The 17,510-nt window shown below is 69.6% G+C and carries 16 protein-coding genes; 6 read left to right on the top strand and 10 right to left on the bottom strand.

Features of this window, described 5'->3' with window-relative positions; translation table 11 throughout:
- Positions 1–33: 33 nt before the first annotated feature.
- Positions 34–1,269, bottom strand: a complete 1,236-nt coding sequence (locus ACFJGU_RS09365; protein ID WP_382309720.1) for an MFS transporter — start codon at positions 1,267–1,269, stop codon at positions 34–36.
- Positions 1,270–1,336: 67 nt separating this feature from the next.
- On the opposite strand from ACFJGU_RS09365, the gene ACFJGU_RS09360 reads away from it, so the two are divergent.
- The gene (locus ACFJGU_RS09360) at positions 1,337–1,819 is read left to right on the top strand and encodes a winged helix-turn-helix transcriptional regulator (protein ID WP_382309719.1); all 483 of its coding nucleotides are present in this window, start codon (positions 1,337–1,339) and stop codon (positions 1,817–1,819) included.
- Between the two features lie 87 nt (positions 1,820–1,906).
- Here ACFJGU_RS09360 and ACFJGU_RS09355 read toward each other — a convergent pair whose 3' ends face one another.
- Complete coding sequence (locus tag ACFJGU_RS09355) at positions 1,907–2,617, bottom strand: lysophospholipid acyltransferase family protein (protein ID WP_382309717.1); 711 nt, start codon at positions 2,615–2,617, stop codon at positions 1,907–1,909.
- Between the two features lie 132 nt (positions 2,618–2,749).
- Here ACFJGU_RS09355 and ACFJGU_RS09350 point away from each other — a divergent pair, with 132 nt between their 5' ends.
- Positions 2,750–3,460, top strand: coding sequence for a DUF3105 domain-containing protein (locus ACFJGU_RS09350; protein ID WP_382309715.1), 711 nt, complete (start codon positions 2,750–2,752; stop codon positions 3,458–3,460).
- Complete coding sequence (locus ACFJGU_RS09345; protein ID WP_382309713.1) at positions 3,457–4,221, top strand: DUF305 domain-containing protein; 765 nt, start codon at positions 3,457–3,459, stop codon at positions 4,219–4,221. Before ACFJGU_RS09350 ends, ACFJGU_RS09345 begins: the two co-directional genes overlap by 4 nt.
- A 29-nt stretch (positions 4,222–4,250) precedes the next feature.
- On the opposite strand, the gene ACFJGU_RS09340 is transcribed toward ACFJGU_RS09345, so the two are convergent.
- The 3 genes from ACFJGU_RS09340 to ACFJGU_RS09330 all read right to left on the bottom strand — a co-directional run bounded on the left by ACFJGU_RS09340 (position 4,251) and on the right by ACFJGU_RS09330 (position 8,805).
- The gene (locus tag ACFJGU_RS09340) at positions 4,251–5,333 is read right to left on the bottom strand and encodes a DUF916 domain-containing protein (RefSeq protein WP_382309711.1); all 1,083 of its coding nucleotides are present in this window, start codon (positions 5,331–5,333) and stop codon (positions 4,251–4,253) included.
- Between the two features lie 94 nt (positions 5,334–5,427).
- A complete protein-coding gene (locus ACFJGU_RS09335; RefSeq protein ID WP_382309709.1) occupies positions 5,428–7,416 on the bottom strand; it encodes a fibronectin type III domain-containing protein in 1,989 nt (662 codons plus the stop codon).
- Between the two features lie 168 nt (positions 7,417–7,584).
- A complete protein-coding gene (locus tag ACFJGU_RS09330; protein WP_382309707.1) occupies positions 7,585–8,805 on the bottom strand; it encodes a HupE/UreJ family protein in 1,221 nt (406 codons plus the stop codon).
- Positions 8,806–9,006: 201 nt separating this feature from the next.
- Between ACFJGU_RS09330 and ACFJGU_RS09325 the strand changes: the two genes are divergently transcribed.
- Positions 9,007–9,669 carry a hypothetical protein gene (locus tag ACFJGU_RS09325; protein ID WP_382309705.1) on the top strand — a complete coding sequence of 221 codons (663 nt, stop codon included), beginning with the start codon at positions 9,007–9,009 and terminating at the stop codon, positions 9,667–9,669.
- A gap of 47 nt (positions 9,670–9,716) precedes the next feature.
- On the opposite strand, the gene ACFJGU_RS09320 is transcribed toward ACFJGU_RS09325, so the two are convergent.
- From ACFJGU_RS09320 to ACFJGU_RS09300, 5 genes are all read right to left on the bottom strand, one after another.
- On the bottom strand, positions 9,717–10,166 hold the full coding sequence (locus tag ACFJGU_RS09320) for a DUF805 domain-containing protein (RefSeq protein ID WP_382309703.1): 450 nt from the start codon (positions 10,164–10,166) through the stop codon (positions 9,717–9,719).
- A 52-nt stretch (positions 10,167–10,218) separates the two neighbouring features.
- Positions 10,219–10,818: a DUF998 domain-containing protein gene (locus ACFJGU_RS09315; protein ID WP_382309701.1), complete on the bottom strand. Its 600-nt coding sequence runs from the start codon at positions 10,816–10,818 to the stop codon at positions 10,219–10,221.
- 349 nt (positions 10,819–11,167) lie between these two features.
- On the bottom strand, positions 11,168–13,240 hold the full coding sequence (gene recQ / locus ACFJGU_RS09310) for a DNA helicase RecQ (RefSeq protein WP_382309699.1): 2,073 nt from the start codon (positions 13,238–13,240) through the stop codon (positions 11,168–11,170).
- Positions 13,241–13,349: 109 nt separating this feature from the next.
- On the bottom strand, positions 13,350–15,230 hold the full coding sequence (gene menD / locus ACFJGU_RS09305) for a 2-succinyl-5-enolpyruvyl-6-hydroxy-3-cyclohexene-1-carboxylic-acid synthase (protein ID WP_382309697.1): 1,881 nt from the start codon (positions 15,228–15,230) through the stop codon (positions 13,350–13,352).
- Positions 15,227–15,577 (bottom strand): PLDc N-terminal domain-containing protein, encoded by a 351-nt coding sequence (locus ACFJGU_RS09300; protein WP_382309695.1) that lies wholly within the window; start codon positions 15,575–15,577, stop codon positions 15,227–15,229. Before ACFJGU_RS09300 ends, menD begins: the two co-directional genes overlap by 4 nt.
- Before the next feature lie 161 nt (positions 15,578–15,738).
- On the opposite strand from ACFJGU_RS09300, the gene ACFJGU_RS09295 reads away from it, so the two are divergent.
- The gene (locus ACFJGU_RS09295) at positions 15,739–16,041 is read left to right on the top strand and encodes a DUF4229 domain-containing protein (protein WP_382309693.1); all 303 of its coding nucleotides are present in this window, start codon (positions 15,739–15,741) and stop codon (positions 16,039–16,041) included.
- A 57-nt stretch (positions 16,042–16,098) separates the two neighbouring features.
- Complete coding sequence (gene lpdA / locus ACFJGU_RS09290; protein WP_382309691.1) at positions 16,099–17,499, top strand: dihydrolipoyl dehydrogenase; 1,401 nt, start codon at positions 16,099–16,101, stop codon at positions 17,497–17,499.
- Positions 17,500–17,510 lie beyond the last annotated feature (11 nt).

The raw sequence follows: 17,510 nt of genomic DNA, 5'->3' as shown, positions 1-17,510 counted from the left end.
GACGTGCGAAGTCGCACTGTGGACATCCCACAGTCAGGCGGACGTTTGCACTGCCGAGGCCGACAATGCGGATCCGCGACGCCGACCCACCGCGAGGTCCACTGCGGAGAGGGTGACCGCCCCCAGTGCCAGCACGGCCACCAGGGGCGCCAGCAGGTCGACCGCCGGCCCGAGTCCGAGCGCCGTGGCGAGAGCACCCGCCCCGATCGCCGTGATCGCCTGCAGCAGGTAGGAGAACAGGTAGAGCATCGAGAGCGTCGCGCCGCGGTGGTGAGCGGGCGCGGCGCGGTTCACGAGGCCGAGACCTCCGGTGAACGCGAAGGAGTAGCCGACGCCGCCCACCACGCACCAGGCCAGGAAGAGGGCGATCGATCCGGATGCCGCGGCTCCCGCCATGAGGCCCAGGCCCGCGAGCGAGACCACCCCGCCCACGATGATCGTGATGTGCGCCGGCACCCTACCGAGGAGGAGCGCGGTGACGCCGATCGCGATCGAGGAGATGCCGAGCAGCGCGCCCACCACCAGGAGGTTCGTCGTTCCGGTGAAGTCGCGCGCCATCTGGGAGCCGAGCGAGAGGAAGATCGCGCCCACGCTGTAGGCCAGCGACACCGAGGTGGTCGCTGCGATGAACGCGAGCAGGATGCCGCGGGGCAGTCTCAGGGGCTTCGGCCGCCAGGTCGGGCGGCCGAGACCCTCGGTGTCGGAGGGCGTCAGCCAGACAGCGAGGAAGGCCACGCCGGCGAGCACGAAGAGCACGGCGAAGCTCAGGAACAAGGGCAACGGCGCATACTGCGCGAGCACGCCCGACACGAGCAGGACGAGCGTCAGCCCGGTCGCCGTCGAGGCAGTGGTGAGAGTGCTGGCGATGCGCGGGTTCGAGGAGGTGTTGTTCTCGACCAGGGCGGCACTCGCGGCGCCGAGGGCGAAACCGGTACCCACGCCCTGCAGCACCCGCCCGAGGTAGAGCCAGCCCACGTTCGGCGCGAAGGCGAAGGCCAGTGCGGCCACGGCGATCAGCCCGATGCCGAGCAGCATGGCGCGACGACGACCGATGCTGTCGGAGAGCCCGCCGAAGAAGAGCAGCACGATCAGGAGCGCGAGCGGGTAGGTGCCGAAGACCGAGGTGGTGACCACGGCGGGCAGGTGCCACTCGGCTGCGTACACCGGGTAGAGCACGCTCGGTGCGCCGCTGGCCCAGAGACAGAGGGCGAGCACGGCCGAGGCCGACCAGAATGTTCCGCGCCGCGACAGGCTCCACTTTTTCGTCATGCGCGCCACAGTACGCCCTCTCAGTTGGAATTTCCAATTTAGAAGTTTTCGACGTACCCTGGGGCGCATGGGACAGCTGAAGGATGCGCAAGCCGGCTCCGACTCCGAAGCCCGCTGCCAGATCGTGCGCGCGCTCGACATCGTCGGCGAGAAGTGGTCGCTGCTGATCGTGCGCGACGCGTTCCGCGGCAACACGAGGTTCTCGGAGTTCCGGGATTCCCTCGGGGCGCCCAGCGACATCCTCACGACCCGGCTCGCGAAGCTCGTGGAGGCGGGAGTGCTCGAGAAGCGGGCCTATCGCGAACCCGGATCGCGCGAGCGTTCGAGCTACCACCTCACCGAAAGCGGCCGTGGGCTCGCGCTGGTGATCGGCGCGCTGGTGCAGTGGGGCGACGAGTTCAACCCCTACTCCGGCGGCGCGACGTCCCGCATCGTCGACTCGCACGACCGGGAGCCGGTGTCGCTCGCTTTCGTGACCCCCTCGGGTGAGACCCTCGGCCCCGACGAGGTCGCCTTCGTCCCCGGCCCCGCCGCCCGCGTGACCTGGTAACCCCTCCCCCGCCCCGTCCCCGACTTCTTGCCCCTAAAAGCCCCAAATCGGCCGGGATAGGGCCGGAGGGGGCAAAAAGTCGGAGGGTCAGCTCGGGTCGTTGCGGTGCAGGGCCCGGCGCATCCGCTCGACCACGTTCGCCGGCGGGGGTTCGTTGTAGGCGCCCGCGAGTTCTTGGCGCGACATCGCGCCGATGGCGGCCATCACGTCGTCGGTGAGTCGTCGACGGGCCCTCGCCGAGGATGCTTCGCCATAAGTGGATGCGTCGATGGGCTCCCCGAACTGGACGGTGACGGGCCGGATGCGCGGAATCCTCGATCCGACCGGGAGCAGCTCCGGGGTTCCCGTCAGGGCCACCGGCACGATCGGGCAGCGCGTGGTCAACCCCAGCCAGGCGACACCCGTGCGGCCCTTGTAGAGGCGGCCGTCGCGGGAGCGGGTGCCTTCCGGGTAGATCGCGAATGCTCCGGCCTGCTCGAGCACCTCGCGGCCGCGCTCGAGCGAGTCCTGAGCCGCGGTGTTGCTCTCGCGGTCGACGGGGATGGCGCCGATCGACTCGAAGAACGCCTTCGAGAGCGCACCGCGGGCGCCGGAGCCGGTGAAGTACTCGGCCTTGGCGAGGAAGCGGACGTCACGCGGCGCGACGACCGTGATCACCACGCTGTCGATGAAGCTCAGGTGGTTGCTCGCGAAGAGCACCGGGCCTTCCCGAGGGACGTTCTCCGTCCCGGTGATCGTGGGCCGGTAGACGAGCTTCGACACGGGGCGAACCACCGCTCGGGCGACCGTCTTGAACATCCCCCGATCCTCACACGGGACGTATGCCGGTTCGGCTATGGCGGGCCTCGTTGCGCATACATGGATCTTCCAGGCATCCTGGAGATAGTTGTAGCGTCAACTCCCCTGCTCGCCGCCATCGAAATGAGAGCCGTGCCTCCCCGTTCCGATCCCCCGCGTCCGTCGAACTCCGTTCCGCCGAAGGCGAAGGAACAGGCCAAGAAACTCACGGTCAAGCAGGAGCGGGATGCCCGCCGCGCCGAGAAGGTGGCGGCGATGGTCGCCCAGCAGAAGCGGCAGCGACGTAACCGCCTGATCGGCTGGATCATCGGCGGCGTGGCCGGTGTCGCGGCGATCGCCCTGCTGGTCACCTTCGTGGTCACGAGCAACACCCCGAAGGCCGATCCGGCGGCGATCTCGATCGAGGGCCTGCAGACCTACCCGGGTCTCACCGCGAATCACGTCGACGGCACGGTCGACTACCCCCAGACCCCGCCGGCCGGCGGCGACCACAACGGCGTCTGGCTCAACTGCGGCGTCTACTCCGAGCCGGTGCCCAACGAGAACGCGGTCCACGACCTCGAGCACGGCGCCATCTGGGTGACCTACGACCCGACCAAGGTCGATGCCGCCGGCGTCGAGACCCTGCGCTCCCAGCTGCCCGACACCTATGCCGTCCTCTCGCCCTTCGACGGGCTGAGCTCGCCCGTGGTGGCGTCCGCCTGGGGCAACCAGGTCTTCCTCGACGGTGTCGACGACCCGCGCCTGAAGGACTTCGTGACGAAGTTCTGGAAGTCGGCCGACGCGCCCGAACCGGGTGCTCCGTGCACCGGGGGCCTCGACGCCCCCGGCAAGGTCGCGTGACGTCCGGCGAGTTCGACGCCGCGGCCGGATCCGCGGAAGCGGTCGGCAACGTGGGGCCCGCGGCATCCGCCCCGACCCCACGATCCCGCGGCCGCCTCGCGATCGCTGCGGTGCTGGCCGCCGTCGTCATCGCCCTCGTCGCCTTCGCGGCGGGCTGGCTGACTGCGCCGCGCCCGGATGCGCCGGGCGACACGAGCGTCGAGGCCGGCTTCGCCCGTGACATGCAGCAGCACCATGATCAGGCCGTGCAGATGGCGATGATCATCCGGGAGCAGACCGACGACCCCGAGATCCGGCAGCTCGCGTACGACATCGCCACCACGCAGGCGCAGCAGTCGGGGCAGATGTACGCCTGGCTGAACGCCTGGGGCCTGCCGCAGGCATCCTCGCAACCGGCGATGACGTGGATGACGCTTCCGACGCTCTCGGGCGCCGGGTCGAGCGAGCACGATCACGGCGGCGCCGCGGCGACCGGCGGAACGGATGCGCTCCCCGACGGCATGAGCCCCGGCGATCCGATGCCCGGCATGGCCTCGGCCGACGACCTCGCGCGACTCTCTCAGCTCACCGGCGTCGACGCCGAACGCCTCTTCCTGCAGCTCATGATCGCCCACCACCAGGGCGGCGTGGAGATGGCGGAGGCGGCCCTCGATCGCACCACGAACCCGCTCGTGACAGACCTCGCGAACGGGATCGTGTTCACTCAGACGGGCGAGATCGACTACATGCGCCAGCTCCTGTCCGCTCGAGGCGGCGCGTAGCGGAGGCCACGCAAAGCACCGAGCGGGCGTCAGGCCGAGTGGGTCACCTCGGGAGCGCTCTTCGACGCGGCGAGTGCTTGCTCCACCGCCTCCTGCACCCGTGCGTCTTCACGGGCCATACGGGCGGCACGACCGCGGCGGCGCAGGATCACGGCGAGCACGATGAGCGCGGCCAGCACGAGCACGAGGATGACCAGCGTCCACGGCACGGCCCAGCCGTTCGCGGTCGCCGTCACGGGGTCGAGACTGGTCGTCGACCCGGATGCGTCGAGTACGACCGGTCCGACCGTCGCGGTCGCGGTCAGCAGGAACACCGGCGGCACGTCGGTCACCGGGACGCTCACCGCCCACGACTCGCCTGGCAGCAGCTGCGGCGGGGCCTCCACCTCGCCCGCATCGCTCGGGAACCAGCCGAACGGACCGGTGACCGCGGCGGCCTGCTGCGCCGTGATGACGGCGTTGCCGGTGTTGTGCAGGGTGTAGCCGATCACGGCATCGCCCGCCGCGAACGGCAGCCACCCGCCGTCGTAGTCGACGTGCATGTTCTCGATGGCGAGCGCCGGAGCGAGATCTCCGCCGACGCGGAGGGAGATCTTGATACCGAGGCGCCGATCGACGTTGATACCCTGCGCGTCGTCGGGCTGGGTGAGCGAGGTGACGATGGCGCCCGCGTAGTCACCCGGGGTGGCGTTCTGCGGAACGGTCAGGGAGAACGGCAGGTCGGCGGTCGCGCCGGGCTCGAGGTGCACCGTCGGATTCGCGGTGTGCACCCAGGCGCCGACGGCGGTCGACTCGGCCCCGCCCACCACCACGTCGAACTGGCCGCTGTCGGTGGTGTAGCCATCGGCAGCGTAGACGCCGAGGTCGAGGGGGGTGGTGCCGTGGTTCACGACGACGAGCGTGTCGTCGACGGATGCGCCCGGATCGAGCGCGAAGGTGTAGCTCGTGCGGTCGGTGCCCTGGTCGGACGTCGCGGTGCGAACCGCCCAGTCGGCGTCGCCGTCGGCCGCGTGAGCCGTCGTCGCCGGCAGGAGCACCGCGCCCAGTGCGAGGGCTGCGGTGGCGGCCAGGGTGAGAGCGGCACGGGTGGAACGGGCCAGGGACACGGTCATGGAATCCTCGTCGAGTGGGTTGTGGGGGTGGAACGGGGCGTGCCGGATGGCGCGGGGCGGGGAGCCTCCGCACCATCCGGCACGTGGGTCACGCCTAGCTGCTCAGCGCAGTGAGGGTGAGGGTGGCGCGGTAGCTGCCCGAGTCGACCAGACCGGGGATCTTCAGCTCCAGGTCGGCACCCACCTTCGCGGTGCCGCGTTCGTGACCCTCGTCGGCGAACGACAGGCCGCGGGAGACCGACAGGCCCTGTCCGCTGTCGTAGCCCGACGGGATCGCGGCGCCGGCGGTGGCGCCCGCACCCTGCTCGATCACCTTCGGGGTCCAGCCGAGGTACTTGCCGGAGAAGGTGTTCGTGCCGTCGCGGAAGTCGCCGACCGAGGCCGAGATCGACCACGGGGCGAGCGACTGACGGGTGTCGGTGACGACGATGGGGTTGATCTGACCGTTCGCCTCGAAGTAGTCACCGTCGTGGTCCACGGCGGTCCCGAGGTCGACGAGCGAGTTGCGGCCGTCGATCTTCCAGCCGAACTCACCGGGGGCGGCCGTGGGCACGGTCACCGCGATCTCCTGGTTGTCACCGTGGTTCTGGTGGATGGTGACGGCGTCGACCACGGAGCCGACCGGCTGGGCCGGGGTGGCGCCGCTGTCCGGCCCGCACCACGGCACGTTGCCGAGCTCGACCGCCGCGTTCGGAGCGTCGCACGTGCCGCTGCGGATGTTCTCGACCACGAGCTGGTCCTTCTGCACCTGCACCTTCACGTAGCTGCGCACGTGCTCCTGGTTCTGCACCGAGTTGTACCAGTAGCTCTGCGGGTTCAGCGGGTCGGCACCGTTCCCGGCTCCCGAGGTTCCGCTGTCGTCGGGGGCGGTGATGTCGTAGTACTTCGAGCCGGAGGCCGAGTTCGCGGTGACGTAGATGACTCCGCCGGGGCCGGGGAAGACCTCGTTCTGGCCGGGCTGCTCATCCGGGTTCGCCTTGGCGCCGTTCTTGATCTCGTAGCTGCGCGAGTAGCTGTGGTCGTGGCCCTGGAGCACCAGGTCGACACCGAGGTTCGAGAACACGGTGGGGAAGTCGATCTTGCGCTGCTTGTTGTCGCCGTCCTTCGCGTGCGAGGCCGGCGAGTAGATCGAGTGGTGGTACACGAGCACGGTGTACTTGGCCTCAGCGCCGTGCTGGTTCACGACGTCGGTGACATAGCCGACGTGGGCGTCGTCTCCGCCCCCGCCCTGCGAGGTCTTGTAACTGTTGCTGTTGAGGTCGATGAACAGCACGTCCTTGTAGATGTACCAGTAGTCGCCACCGGAGGTGTTCGAGGTCGGCTGGCCGTTGGAGTAGTAGGCGGCCGAACGGTCGGTGTTCGGCGTGAACAGGTGCTGCTCGTACGCCTTGCCGCCCACGTCGTGGTTTCCGATCGTGGCGGCCCAGGGGTACTGGCGCAGCTTGTCGGGGGCGAGGAAGGCATCCCACTGGGTCTCGGTGTTGGCGGTCTCGACCTGGTCGCCGCCCGACACGAGGAGCTCGGCGTTCGGGTTGGCGGCCAGCGACACGTCGAGCGTGTCGGTCCACCCGGCCTGGTCCTTCGAGAGGTCGCCCGACGAACCGATCTGCGGGTCGCCGTAGAACAGGAAGTCGTAGTCGCCGTCGAAGGTCCGGGTGGTGAAGGTGTACGCCTGCGACCAGCCGTCCACCGAGCCCACGCGGTAGGAGTACGCGGTGTTCTCGGCCAGATCGGTGATGGTGGCGTGACGGTTGAAGCCGCCGCTGGACGCGATGTTGGCTGCGCCGAGAGCCGAGAAGGTCTTCGCGTCGGCGGGGAATGCGCCGTTCGAGACCGACGCCGTCGGTGCGACCTGCACGACCTGCGTCGTGTCGGCCGAGGAGTACCAGGTGACGATGCGCTGTGATTCGTCTGCGCCGACGCCGAGGATGATGCCGGTCAGGTTGACCGGATCGGCGGCGTGTGCCGGGGTGGCCGCGAAGGCGCCCACCAGGGCCGAGGTGCAGAGCGCAGCTGCCGCAAGCCACGCGGTCGCGCGGGTGGCCGCGCGCCGGGGTCGTGCAGATGCAGTGAGAGTTGACATTCTCATCCGTTCTCGTGATCAAGATGTCCCACGGGGCGTGGGCGTTTCACATGATTCGCCCGGGAGGAGAATTCGACGTGAACGTCGCCTGCCGTACGCGTTGCCGACCCGGGAATGGTTCTCGGCGAATTCTCAGCTTTATGAGTTTGCTTCATGTGCAGCAACTTTCTAGCCGATCCCGAGAATGCGCTGCACGAACCAGATCAGACCGGCCACGGTCACCGAGACGGCCAGTGCTCCGGTGGCCCAGAGGCCGAGCTTCGGCGCGCGCCGACGCAGCAGTACGAGCAACGGGAACACGATGGCGATGATCGTCAGCTGCACCACCTCGATGCCCACGTTGAAGACCAGCAGCGACCAGAGCAGCGTCCACGACCACGGCTGGTCGATGCCCAGCGCGCTCGCGAAACCGAGCCCGTGCACCAAGCCGAAGGCGAAGACCACGAGCAGCCTCAGCCAGCCGGCGCGGTCCAGGCCCAGGGGTCCGCTGGTCGAGTCGAGCTCGGTGGCGGCGGCACCTCGGCGCCACAGCCGCCAGAGGTACCAGGCGGCCACGATCGAGATCGAGATGGCGATGATCGGTTCGATGATCGCGGCCGGCACCGTGACCACTCCCGTGGCCGCCAGGATGAAGGTGACCGAGTGCGCGATCGTGAACGCGGTGGCGGCCAGCACGACCTCGCGCAACCGACGCGATCCGGCGATGAGTGCCAGGAGGAAGAGGATGTGGTCGATGCCGGTCAGCAGGTGCTCGGCCCCGAGATGGAAGAACTCCCAGAACCGCTCGAAGAAGCTCTGCTCGGTCGAGAACGAGGGTTGCGCGGCGTCGAGCGAGGCGCTGCCCGTGCGGCCGTCGATGTCGTAGGAGACGATCGTCTTCGTGCCGGTGACGTACTGCTCGGAGTCGGGGAACAGGTCCGAGCGGATGACGTGACCGTCGCCGTCCTGCGCGCAGCTGAGATCGAGCGTGAGCACCGCGTAGGGAGCACCCTCCTCCTCGGTCATGCTGATCGGCTCGGCCACCTCGGTGTGGCACACCTGTCCGGACGGTGTCGCCACCGTGAACCGCTCGTCGACGTACGCGAGCACGGAGTCGAGGTGGTCTTCCAGGGCCACGACCTCGGCCTCGGGATCGCCGGCGTCGAAGGCGTCGGTTCCGGCGCGGAACAGGGGGTCGTCCTCTTCGGCGTCCGCGGCCGAGACCACGAGCAGGTCGTACTCGAGCCGCAGTTCGGCCTGGAGGTCTCCGGCGTCGTCGGTGCCGAGATCGATCAGCACCACCGACGAGAAGCCGTGGGCGGATGCCGCGGCCGGTGCGCCGAGGAGGGCGGCGAGGCCGGTCAGAACCGCCGCCGGGAGGAGCAGCCATCTGCTCGCGCGCTTGCTCATGGGTGCCCTTCTGCCGATCCGCGACGTTCAGGCTGACCTCAGGTGGTGAACGGATTGCCGACCGAAGGGGAACGTCGCGCGAACACTCGACGCTCGGTGGGAGAGGCCCACCGAGCGTGCGCCAGGCTGGGATGCGGCGATCCGCTGCTGTTCCCGCGGTACGCCACCGTCCGGTCCCGTCCGCCATCGGAGGAATACCCGTTGCGCCTGCACCCGAAGACCATCGCGTCTGTCACGGTCACGCTTCTGCTCGCCGCGTTCCTGACCGGATGTTCGGCCGACGACTGGAGTCAGCCGCATGCCATGCCGACCGCCGTCGGCGCGCTGGGAGACGGATTCCTGCCGACCGATCCACCCAGCCCCGAGGCGACCATCGACCCCGAGGAGGGCTCGTGGGACGACGTGCATCCCTCAGGCGGATTGCGGGTCGTTCTGCTCCGGAAGGGTGACGACGACCCCGAGGCCGCCATGACCGGGGCGGTGCGCTCGTGGGCCGACGCGGAGAAGGTCGACCTGCGGGAGGTCGAGGCGGGGGCGAATCCCATCGACTCCATCGTCGAAGCCATGCAGATGCATCCCGATCTCATCATCAGCGCGGGGAACGACCTCGTCGACCCGCTGGCCGCCGTGACGCCGAGTCACCTCGATCAGCAGTTCCTCGTCATCGGGGCGGAACTCGCCGAGCCCACCGAGAACGTCACCGCCGTCGACTGGACCGGCGCAGCGTTCCGCGGCGAAGGACTCGGCGCCTCGTCGCACTACGATCCCGCGACGTTCACCCCGGAGCGGTGCGCGGCTGCGGTGCGGGCGGGCACGGCCGCGGTGCTGCACGACCAGACCGGCATCGTCATCTGGATCGACTGACGTGTGACGCCTGAGGCGCCCGAGCGGCAGCCCGGACGGCGGCGGCCTCAGTGACGATCGAAGCGGGCGCCCGCGGGATCGGGACCCAGGAGGGTGAAGACGAGGAGGATGATGCCGCCCACGAACGGGACCAGCGCGATGAAGATCCAGCCGGCGCTGCGGTCGGTGTCGTGCAGACGGCGGGCCAGGAGGGCGAGCCCCGGGATGATCGTCGCCAGGGCCCAGATCCCCCACAACACGTACACGACCGTCGCCCCCGCGCTGGGTGTGTTGTAGGTGCCGTCGAGCTGGTAGCCGTAGCCGCCGAGCGTGAACGCGAGGATGTTGAACACCAAGTTCACCACCGCGGCGACCAGGTACCACCACCAGTACTCGCTGCGGCTGGCGCGCCCCGAGAAGGTGGCGTACTTCTTCCAGAAGCGGGCGACGGCGGCTCCGAGCGGCGCACCGTAGAAGGGGGCGTCCAATGGAGGCTGTGTGGTTGCGGCTGAGGTCACGGGAGGGTCCTTTCGGTGGGTGACGATGTCAGGTGGACGAAGGAGGTAGGCGTCACGACGCACCGACGGTGATCGCCACCGCGCCGATCATGATGAACCACGGGATGAATCCGGCGTAGATGAGACGTTCGAACAGTCCGAGGAGGTTCTGCCGTCGCACGATCGCGCCGATGAGGAGACCGACGGCGCCGATCGCCCCCACTCCGCCGAGTACCGACGACCAGGTGGCGACCTCGGGATAACCGGCGTCGTGCAGGAATCCGCCGGCGACGAACGCCACCGCGATCGCGGAACCGAAGGCGGCGAAGGCCAGAACCGTGTGGATGCGTCCGACAGTGGTGACGCGCGACCCGGGCGGATCCATCCGCAGGAACGGGATGAGCGCTCGCGCCACGACGAACACGCCCAACAGCACGTCGGACACGACCGCCGAAGGACCGACCAGGTCGGTCAACGCGAGGATCGCGCCCACGCCGGAAACGGCGGCACTGAGCGTGGCCACCAGGATGACAGGACGGAAGCGTGTCAGATGGTACTGACTCACCGGGTCACGGAGCGGCGCGATTCCCGTCGGAAGCAGATGCACGGCGATCAGCCCGGCGAGCGAGACCGCCATGAACACGACCGCGATCCACCCGCCGGCAACCCCCACGACGTCCCCCCGCCCGTTCGACCTGCCGCGAGAACGCGGCCCCGCCTCCACGATACCGAGTGGCGGCGCGGTGACGCCCTCCCGACTTCGAGGGTCACCAGGTGACGCCGGCCGGCGGCTTGTGGTTGCCGACAGGACGAGCTGGTCCGCCCGCGACGCCCGGCAGGCCACGGCCGGCGGGGTCGCCGCCGACAAGATCACCGCCGACAAGGTCACGGCCGGCAGTCGAGGGCGCGAAAGCGACGACAACCGCCGGAGGTCAACCGCGCGCGGGCGACGACACGAAGGCGACGCCCCATGCGAACCAGGCAACGGCCGGCACGTGACGGCCGGCAGGACGACGGCTCGGTCAGCGCCCGAACGGATCGTCCGGCGGGAAGTCGTCGAAGGGCGGCGCCTCGTCGTCGAAGAACGGAGCATCGGCGTCGGAGTACGCCGGGCCCGGATCGACGGTCGACGCCTCGCCGCCGAATCGCACCGTGACCTGAGCGGGCCGACCGGAGCCGCGCGTACTGTCCCGCTTCGGTGCGCCTTCGCGTGGCGACGCATCGGCATCCGGCGTGAACTCGCCCGCCACGATCGTGGCGATCAGTCCGGGACCGTACGACTCGCGCTTGCGGTCGCCGATCCCCGAGATGCCCTCGAGCTGCGCCACCGACGTCGGGCGCATCGCCGCGACCGTGGCCAGCGTCGCGTCGTGGAACACGACGTAGGCCGGAACGCCCTGCTCCTTCGCCGTCGCCGCCCGCCACGCGCGCAACTGCTCGAACAGCTCCGCGTCGTCGGCCGAGAGCTCCGCCTTCGCCGCCGATGCCCGTCCGCCCCGCGACCCCCCGCTGCCGCTCCCGCCACCCGAGCGGCTCGACGCCACACGTTCTGGTTCGCGTCGCAACTGCACGACCCGCTCACCAGCCAGCACCGACCCGCTCTCGGGCGTGATCACCAGCGTTCCGTAGCCGTCGTCGTTCACCGCGAGCAGACCCTGTGCCAGCAGTTGACGCACCACACCACGCCACTGCTGCTCACTCAGGTCGGTGCCGATGCCCCAGGTGCTCAGCGAATCGTGCCCCCACTGGCCCACCCGGTCGGTGCGCTTGCCGCGCAGGATGTCGACGAGGTGCCCGGCGCCGAAGCGCTGGTTGCGCTCCCGATCAAGGCGCACCACGGTGGAGAGCAGCTTCTGGGCCGGAATCGTGCCATCCCACGACTCCGGCGGGGTGATGCAGGTGTCGCAGTTGCCGCACGGCTCGCTCTTCTGCCCGAAGTAGCCGAGCAGGTTCACCCGCCGGCAACTCACCGTCTCGCAGAGGGCGAGCATCGCGTCGAGGTGCGCCGACAGCCGGCGCCGGTGCGCGAGGTCCCCCGGGGATTCGTCGATCATCCGTCGCTGCTGCACCACGTCGTTCAGCCCGTAGGCCATCCAGGCGGTCGACGGCAGACCGTCGCGCCCCGCGCGACCGGTCTCTTGGTAGTACCCCTCGACCGATTTCGGCAGGTCGATGTGGGCCACGAACCGCACATCCGGCTTGTCGATGCCCATGCCGAACGCGATGGTGGCGACGATCACCACCCCCTCGTCGCGCAGGAACCGCGCCTGCGTGCGAGAGCGCACCCGCGCATCCAACCCGGCGTGGTACGGCATCGCGTCGATGCCGTTCTCGGCCAGGAACTGCGCCGTCTTCTCGACCGTGTTGCGCGAAAGACCGTAGACGATGCCCGCATCGCCCTGATGCTCCGACCGGATGAACGACAGCAGCTGCTTGCGCACCTCTCCCTTCGGATCGATGCGGTACTGGATGTTCGGGCGGTCGAAGCTCGCCACGAAGTGCCGGGCGTCGCCGAGCGAGAGCCGCTGCGTGATCTCTTTGTGCGTGGCCTCGGTGGCCGTGGCGGTGAGCGCGATGCGCGGCACGGTGGGCCAGCGCTCGGCCAGCTCGGCGAGCGCCAGGTAGTCGGGCCGGAAGTCGTGCCCCCACTGCGACACGCAGTGCGCCTCGTCGATCGCGAACAGCGCGATCTCGCCGTTCTCCAGGAACCGTTTTGTGCTCTCGGCGGAGAGCCGCTCCGGCGCCACGTAGAGCAGGTCGAGCTCGCCCGAGAGATAGGCCTGCTCGACCTCGGCCCGCTCGGCGGAGTCTTGCGTGGAGTTGAGGAACGCGGCGCGCACCCCGACCGCTTTCATCGCCTCCACCTGATCGTGCATCAGCGCGATGAGCGGCGAGATCACCACACCGGTGCCCGAGCGCACGAGCGACGGCACCTGGTAGCAGAGCGACTTGCCCGCACCGGTCGGCATCAGCACCACGGCGTCGCCACCGGCGATGACGTGATCGATGACTTCGGCCTGATCGCCCCGGAACGAGTCGTACCCGAAGACCCGGCTGAGGGTGTCGAGAGCGGCGGAGGCGGATGTCTGAGTCACGTGACGAGCCTAGTTCGCGCTGCCGACATCCGGTCGCTGTCCACAGCAACGCGCGGCATCCGCCATCCGTGCCGCGGTTGTGCAGGAGTGGATGCCGCCTGCGCCGGAGTCAGCGCGACAGCGCCACCTCCACGATGCTCGGCCCGGCGGGCGGTGAGGCCAGCACCGACTCGAGGTCGGAGCGGTAGGCCACGAGGCGGTGATCCCAGCCGTATGCGGTGGCGAGCGACGCGAGTGACACGTTCTGCGGGGTGTAGAGCACGCGGTCGAAGGCATCCGGGTCGGCGGTCGCCGCCACCTCGAGGCTGTCGAAGATGGTGCCCCCGCCGTCGTTGCCCACGACGAGCTGGATGCGCGGCCGCACCTCCCCGGGCGCCAGCAGCAGTGCGCCCACGTCGTGCAGCAGCGTGACGTCACCGAGAAGCACCCGGGTCGTGCCCGCTCGTGCCCGGGCGGCGCTCGAAGCCCCCGCACCCGTACCCGCGGACACCGAGTCCGCCCCTCCGCCGGCCGCCACCTCACCGTCAGCCCGTCGCCGCGGCGTCTGGCTGGCGAGCGCCACCCCGATCGCGGTCGAGACCGTGCCGTCGATGCCGGCCAGCCCGCGGTTCGAGTGCACGCTGACCTTCTTGCCCGGGGCCGCGGCGTCGAGTTCTCGGATCAGCCGCGATGCCCCCAGCACGAGTCGGTCGTGCGGCCAGGTCGCGCGCCACACGGCGAGCACCAGCGACCGGCGCGTGATCGGGGCACGCAGGGCGGCCAGCTCCGCGCGGGCGAACTCGCGCTGTCCGGCGAGGTCCCCGGGAGCCCCCGCGTCGACGAGGGGAGCGGCGACGTCGTCGGCCGCCTCCTCCAGCAGCTCCCGGCTGGCGAAGACCCATTGTCCGGTCCAGGCCCGCGCCGCGCGGTCGGATCGGTCCTCCGGTTCGGCGGTGAGCACGTCGACCACGACGACGTCCGGATGCGGCAGCACCGGTTCGCCGGGCCCCCGCACCACCACGACCTCGACCCCCTCGCGGCGTAACAGCGCCGGGATCTGACGGCTGAGCGTCGGATGCCCGAACACGACCGCCCGTTCGACTCGCCCGCCGAACTCGGCGTGGTCGAGCAGGTCACGGTAGACCGCCACGAGGTTGGGGCCGAAGCGCACACCGCTCGACACCTCGGCGAGCAGCGGCCACCCCGCGGCCAGCGCGAACTCGTTGGCGGCGGGCCCCGCATCGGCACCCGCGATCACGACCGTGCGCGGCCCCTGGGCGAGATGCAGCGAGGCGGCGGCAGAGCGGGCGGGGCCGCCGGGGCGCTCCGATACGCCCCGCTCGGCGGAGGCGTCAGTCTCGCCGAGTGCGCCTGGTTCGGGAGCGTCGGATGCACCGGGCTCGGTGGCCGCGCCGGCGCTCCCCGATGCGGCGCCCGCGGTCCGCGCATCCGGCTCGTCCACAGTCCCGGAGAGCGGCTCCACGAACTGCAGGTTCAGATGCACCGGGCCCGAATCGGCATTCGTCGCCGTCGCGAACGCGAAGGCGGCCAACTCCCGCGCATCCGGAATGCCGCCCGGCGTCGGCAGCGGTGCCGGGACGTCCCGCTCGGCGCGCACGAAACGGCCGAAGAGGCCCGGCTGCCACGTGGTCTGGTTCGAGCCCGTGCCCCGGAGGGCGGCCGGCCGGTCAGCCGTGAGCACGATCATCGGAACCCCGGAGTGGTGCGCCTCGACCACGGCGGGCAGGAGGTTCGCGGCAGCGGTGCCGGAGGTGGTCACGACCAGGGCGGGCCTGCCGCTCTCCCGGGCGATCCCGAGTGCGGTGAAGGCGGCGACGCGCTCATCGATGCGCACGTGCAGCGTGATCCGCCCCTGCTTCTCCAGCTCGGCGAGCGCCAGCGCGAGTGCCTGCGATCGCGAGCCCGGAGAGACCACGGCGTGCTCCACCCCGAGCGCGGCGAACGCGCGCACGAGCCGGGTGGCGAACGTCGCGGCCGGGCTGGCCGTCACCGCTCGGACTTGCCTTTGTCCTGCTCGTCGTCGGTCTCGGCGAGGCGCTTCTCGAGTTCGCGGATGCGCTCGTCTTCGTTCGGGTCGTGGATGGGCCGCATGGTGCCCAGGAAGTCGGGATCGTCGTCGGGACCGATCGCGCGCACGGCTGGAGTGGTCGCTCGGCGACCGCGCCCGATCAGCAGCCAGAGGATGCCGCCGATGGGGGTGAACAGCAGGATGATGAAGAACCACGCCACCCGCGGAAGGGCTTTCACCCGTGCCTTCGGAAGCATCAGACAGTCGACGAGCGCGTACACCGTGAAAGCCACCACGATGATGACGAGGGCAAGGAGTACGCGAGCCATGGAGTAACTGTACCCCCGGGATCCGGGAGTCGGCCGCGTGTTTCCAAACCGCAACCTGAGTGCCGGGAGACGCTCAGATCCGGGCCACGACGGGCTTCCGAGGCCACCGGATCCGCTGCTTTCGAGGGGGCGGTCAGGATGCGCGCCGTAGACTCGATGCTGTGAAACCCGGACGCACTTGGCTCGTGTACACCCTCATCCGATTGGGGTTGTTCGCCGGCGTCCTGATCCTGCTTCTGCTGCTGCAGATCACCCCCTGGCTGGCCGCCGTGATCGCGGCGCTGATCGCGCTCTGCATCTCGATCATCTTCTTGCGCAAACCGCGGGAGGAGGCGTCGAAGACGCTCTACGAGGCGCGCAACAACCGGGGCCAGGCTGCGAGCCGGCCGTCCGCGTCGCGTGAAGACGAGAGCGTCGAAGACGACGCGGTCGACCACGCCGCCGGCGACGAGCAGCGCCCCTAGACGATCCCACCGATCCCCCCGCCGCATCCGAATCCCCGATTCCCGCAAGGAGAAACAATGTCCGCACACTTCGACGTCGTCGTTCTCGGAGCCGGGCCCGGCGGCTACGTCGCCGCGATCCGCGCCGCACAGCTCGGCAAGAGCGTGGCGGTCATCGAGCGGCAGTACTGGGGCGGGGTGTGCCTGAACGTCGGCTGCATCCCCTCGAAGGCGCTGCTGCGCAACGCCGAGCTGGCCCACATCTTCACGCACCAGGCGCAGCAGTTCGGCATCTCGGGCGACGTGAGCTTCGACTTCGGCGCCGCGTTCGACCGGAGCCGGCAGGTGGCGGAGGGGCGCGTCAAGGGCGTGCACTTCCTGATGAAGAAGAACAAGATCACCGAGTACGACGGACACGGGGTGTTCACGGGTGCGGGCTCGCTCGAAGTCTCCTTGGCCGGCGGACACACCGAGACGGTCACCTTCGACGACGTCATCATCTCGACCGGATCGACCGTGCGGCTGCTCCCCGGCGTGGAGCTGAGCGACAACGTGGTGACGTACGAGACGCAGATCATGACCCGCGACCTGCCCTCCTCCATCGTCGTCGTCGGCGCGGGAGCGATCGGCATGGAGTTCGCCTACGTCCTGAAGAACTACGGCGTCGATGTGACGATCATCGAGTTCCTCGACCGCGCTCTGCCCAATGAAGACGCGGATGTCTCGAAGGAGATCGCGAAGCAGTACAAGAAGCTCGGCATCGACATCCTCACCTCGACCAAGGTCGAGACGGTCGTCGATGACGGCTCCTCGGTCACCGTCACCTACACGGCGAAGGACGGAAGCACCGGCTCGATCTCGGCCGCGAAGGTGCTCATGTCGATCGGGTTCGCTCCCCGGGTCGAAGGCTACGGCCTCGAGAACACCGGCGTGGCCCTCACCGAGCGCGGAGCGATCGCCATCGACGACTTCATGCGCACCAACGTGCCCCACGTCTACGCGATCGGCGACGTCACGGCGAAGCTGCAGCTCGCGCACGTGGCCGAGGCCCAGGGCGTCGTGGCGGCCGAGACCATCGCCGGCGCCGAGACCCAGTCGCTCGGCGACTACCGGATGATGCCGCGCGCCACCTTCTGCCAGCCCCAGGTCGCCTCGTTCGGGCTCACCGAACAGCAGGCCCGCGACGAAGGGCACGACATCAAGGTGGTGTCGTTCCCGTTCCAGGCCAACGGCAAGGCGCACGGACTCGGCGAGCCCGTGGGTTTCGTCAAGATCGTCGCCGACTCGCAGTACGGCGAGCTCCTCGGCGCCCACCTGATCGGACCGGATGTCTCCGAGCTCCTGCCCGAGCTGACGCTGGCGCAGAAGTGGGACCTCACCGCGACCGAACTCGCGCGCAACGTGCACACGCATCCGACGCTCTCCGAGGCGCTGCAGGAGGGCTTCCACGGCCTCACCGGCCACATGATCAACTTCTGATCAGCGGCGCC

Source organism: Herbiconiux sp. UC225_62, assembly GCF_042694625.1.
GTDB lineage: Bacteria > Actinomycetota > Actinomycetes > Actinomycetales > Microbacteriaceae > Herbiconiux.
The sequence above is the reverse complement of the archived record's forward strand: the minus strand, read 5'-3'. Positions and strand labels throughout refer to the sequence as shown.

Bases quoted from the DNA above. Each gene is read 5' to 3' on its own strand.
- ACFJGU_RS09365 (WP_382309720.1), bottom strand. From the start codon at position 1,269: ATGACGAAAAAGTGGAGCCTGTCGCGGCGCGGAACATTCTGGTCGGCC.
- ACFJGU_RS09360 (WP_382309719.1), top strand. From the start codon at position 1,337: ATGGGACAGCTGAAGGATGCGCAAGCCGGCTCCGACTCCGAAGCCCGC.
- ACFJGU_RS09355 (WP_382309717.1), bottom strand. From the start codon at position 2,617: ATGTTCAAGACGGTCGCCCGAGCGGTGGTTCGCCCCGTGTCGAAGCTC.
- ACFJGU_RS09340 (WP_382309711.1), bottom strand. From the start codon at position 5,333: ATGACCGTGTCCCTGGCCCGTTCCACCCGTGCCGCTCTCACCCTGGCC.
- ACFJGU_RS09335 (WP_382309709.1), bottom strand. From the start codon at position 7,416: ATGTCAACTCTCACTGCATCTGCACGACCCCGGCGCGCGGCCACCCGC.
- ACFJGU_RS09330 (WP_382309707.1), bottom strand. From the start codon at position 8,805: ATGAGCAAGCGCGCGAGCAGATGGCTGCTCCTCCCGGCGGCGGTTCTG.
- ACFJGU_RS09300 (WP_382309695.1), bottom strand. From the start codon at position 15,577: ATGGCTCGCGTACTCCTTGCCCTCGTCATCATCGTGGTGGCTTTCACG.
- lpdA (WP_382309691.1), top strand. From the start codon at position 16,099: ATGTCCGCACACTTCGACGTCGTCGTTCTCGGAGCCGGGCCCGGCGGC.